The organism is Thermodesulfobacteriota bacterium, assembly GCA_035325995.1.
Classification (GTDB): domain Bacteria; phylum Desulfobacterota_D; class UBA1144; order Nemesobacterales; family UBA2774; genus JADLGH01.
This window is the reverse complement of record DAOKYU010000035.1, coordinates 1-3,562: the sequence shown is the minus strand read 5'-3', so window position 1 is coordinate 3,562 and position 3,562 is coordinate 1. Positions and strand designations below refer to the sequence as shown.

Annotated in this window: 2 tRNA genes and 2 rRNA genes; all 4 read left to right on the top strand. The window is 55.6% G+C overall.

Going from position 1 to position 3,562, the window contains the following annotated elements:
• Nucleotides 1-480, top strand: a 16S ribosomal RNA gene (locus PKC29_15470); the annotation flags it as partial.
• A gap of 136 nt (nucleotides 481-616) precedes the next feature.
• Nucleotides 617-692: transfer RNA gene (locus tag PKC29_15465), tRNA-Ala, on the top strand.
• Between the two features lie 39 nt (nucleotides 693-731).
• A tRNA-Ile gene (locus PKC29_15460) sits at nucleotides 732-808 on the top strand.
• 188 nt (nucleotides 809-996) lie between these two features.
• Nucleotides 997-3,562: ribosomal RNA gene (locus PKC29_15455) — 23S ribosomal RNA — on the top strand; the annotation flags it as partial.

The window sequence follows — 3,562 nt, the reverse complement described above, 5'->3', positions numbered from 1 at the left end:
TCAGCTCGTGTCGTGAGATGTTGGGTTAAGTCCCGCAACGAGCGCAACCCTTGTCCTTAGTTGCCAGCACGTAATGGTGGGAACTCTAGGGAGACTGCCGGTGACAAACCGGAGGAAGGTGGGGATGACGTCAAGTCCTCATGGCCCTTATGTGTAGGGCTTCACACGTCATACAATGGTCGGTACAGAGGGTCGCCAACCCGCGAGGGGGAGCCAATCCCAGAAAACCGATCGTAGTCCGGATTGCAGTCTGCAACTCGACTGCATGAAGTCGGAATCGCTAGTAATCGCAGATCAGCATTGCTGCGGTGAATACGTTCCCGGGCCTTGTACACACCGCCCGTCACACCATGGGAGTTGGTTGCTCCAGAAGCAGGTAGTCTAACCGCAAGGGGGACGCTTGCCACGGAGTGGTCAATGACTGGGGTGAAGTCGTAACAAGGTAGCCGTACCGGAAGGTGCGGCTGGATCACCTCCTTTAGAGCAAGACGATCGACATTGTCGGGCGTCCACACAAGTTACCTGCATACTAGAAACGGGCACTCGGCGCCGGACGGCGCGGGTTGCCGGTCTTGTCGAAAGTCCGGGCGAGGGTGTCTGGTCTGGAAGAAGAGACGGGGCCTTAGCTCAGCTGGGAGAGCACCTGCTTTGCAAGCAGGGGGTCGTCGGTTCGATCCCGACAGGCTCCACCAGGCTGTGATCCCCGGGAGTCGGGGGAGCGATGACACATTGGGTCTGTAGCTCAGGTGGTTAGAGCGCACCCCTGATAAGGGTGAGGCCGGTGGTTCGAGTCCTCCCAGACCCACCATACCGATGGCGGTCTAGTATGTAGCGCACACGCAAGAATTGAAGCGGCACGGTGTTGAAGTCGTGCCGGGTTCTTTGAAAACATGGGACGTAACAAGCGTTTGAGACGAATGTCTTGAATGTGTCGTTGAGGCGAGTAAGCGAAGCAATTTGTCGTGCGATCAGTCCTGAGGCAACTTGGGGTTATATGATCAAGCGACTAAGCGCATACGGCGGATGCCTTGGCGGTCAGAGGCGATGAAGGACGTGGCAGCCTGCGAAAAGCGTCGGGGAGCTGGCAACAAGCATTGATCCGGCGATGTCCGAATGGGGAAACCCACCTCGCAAGAGGTACCGTGCACTGAATCCATAGGTGTACGGGGCGAACCCGGGGAACTGAAATATCTAAGTACCCGGAGGAAAAGAAATCAACCGAGATTCCCTGAGTAGTGACGAGCGAACGGGGAACAGCCCAAAAGTCGATTGTGTTTTAGCCGAACGGTCTGGAAAGTCCGGCCACAGCAGGTGATAGCCCTGTAGGCGAAAGGGCACATTCGATGAAATTGAGTAGGGCGGGGCACGAGAAACCCTGTCTGAACATGGGGGGACCATCCTCCAAGGCTAAATACTACTGACCGACCGATAGTGAACCAGTACCGTGAGGGAAAGGCGAAAAGAACCCCGGAGAGGGGAGTGAAATAGACCCTGAAACCGTATGCGTACAAGCAGTGGGAGCCCCTTCGTGGGGTGACCGCGTACCTTTTGTATAATGGGTCAGCGACTTACATTACGTGGCGAGCTTAACCGTATAGGGGAGGCGAAGGGAAACCGAGTCTGAATAGGGCGAATAGTCGCGTGGTGTAGACCCGAAACCGAGTGATCTATCCATGGCCAGGTTGAAGGTGCGGTAACACGCACTGGAGGACCGAACCCACGACCGTTGAAAAGTTCGGGGATGAGTTGTGGATAGGAGTGAAAGGCTAATCAAACTCGGAGATAGCTGGTTCTCCTCGAAAGCTATTTAGGTAGCGCCTCGTGTATCACTGCCGGGGGTAGAGCACTGTTTCGGCTAGGGGGTCATACCGACTTACCAAACCGATGCAAACTTCGAATACCGGCAAGTGCAAGCACGGGAGACACACGGCGAGTGCTAACATCCGTCGTGAAGAGGGAAACAACCCAGACCGCCAGCTAAGGCCCCCAAGTCATGGCTAAGTGGAAAACGATGTGGGAAGGCATAGACAGCCAGGAGGTTGGCTTAGAAGCAGCCATCCTTTAAAGAAAGCGTAATAGCTCACTGGTCGAATCGGCCTGCGCGGAAGATTTAACGGGGCTAAGCAGTATACCGAAGCTTGGGGTTCACACTTAGGTGTGAGCGGTAGAGGAGCGTTCCGTACGCCTGCGAAGGTGAGTCGAGAGGCTTGCTGGAGGTATCGGAAGTGCGAATGCTGACATGAGTAACGATAATGGGGGTGAAAAGCCCCCACGCCGAAAGCCCAAGGTTTCCTAGCGCAACGTTCATCGGCGCAGGGTGAGTCGGCCCCTAAGGCGAGGGCGAAAGCCGTAGTCGATGGGAAGCGGGTTAATATTCCCGCACCTCGCGTGACTGCGATGGAGAGACGGAGAAGGGTAGGTGTACCGGGCGTTGGTAGTCCCGGGGAAAGGCGGTAGGTGGAGAGCTCAGGCAAATCCGGGCCCTCTTAACACCGAGCACCGAGACCAGTCCTTATGGACGAAGTCACTGATCCCATGCTTCCAGGAAAATCTTCTAAGCTTCAGGTCACGCAGACCGTACCGTAAACCGACACAGGTAGGCAGGGTGAGAATCCTCAGGCGCTTGAGAGAACTCGGGTGAAGGAACTAGGCAACATGGCACCGTAACTTCGGGAGAAGGTGCACCCTTTCTGGTGGCTCGTGCGAGCACAAGCTGGGAGGGGTCGCAGTGACCAGGCCGCTGCAACTGTTTATCAAAAACACAGCACTCTGCAAACACGAAAGTGGACGTATAGGGTGTGACGCCTGCCCGGTGCCGGAAGGTTAATTGATGGGGTCAGCGAAAGCGAAGCTCTTGATCGAAGCCCCGGTAAACGGCGGCCGTAACTATAACGGTCCTAAGGTAGCGAAATTCCTTGTCGGGTAAGTTCCGACCTGCACGAATGGCGTAATGATGGCGGCGCTGTCTCCACCCGAGACTCAGTGAAATTGAAATCGCTGTGAAGATGCAGCGTTCCCGCGGCAAGACGGAAAGACCCCGTGAACCTTTACTATAGCTTTACACTGAACGTTGAGTTCATCTGTGTAGGATAGGTGGGAGGCTTTGAAGTGCAGACGCCAGTTTGCATGGAGCCAACCTTGAAATACCACCCTGATGTGCTTGACGTTCTAACCTCGACCCGTGATCCGGGCCAGGGACCGTGTATGGTGGGTAGTTTGACTGGGGCGGTCTCCTCCCAAAGAGTAACGGAGGAGCACAAAGGTGCCCTCAGCGCGGTCGGAAATCGCGCATTGAGTGTAAAGGCAGAAGGGCGCTTAACTGCGAGACAGACAAGTCGAGCAGGTACGAAAGTAGGTCTTAGTGATCCGGTGGTTCTGTATGGAAGGGCCATCGCTCAACGGATAAAAGGTACTCCGGGGATAACAGGCTGATACCGCCCAAGAGTTCATATCGACGGCGGTGTTTGGCACCTCGATGTCGGCTCATCACATCCTGGGGCTGTAGTCGGTCCCAAGGGTATGGCTGTTCGCCATTTAAAGTGGTACGCGAGCTGGGTTCAGA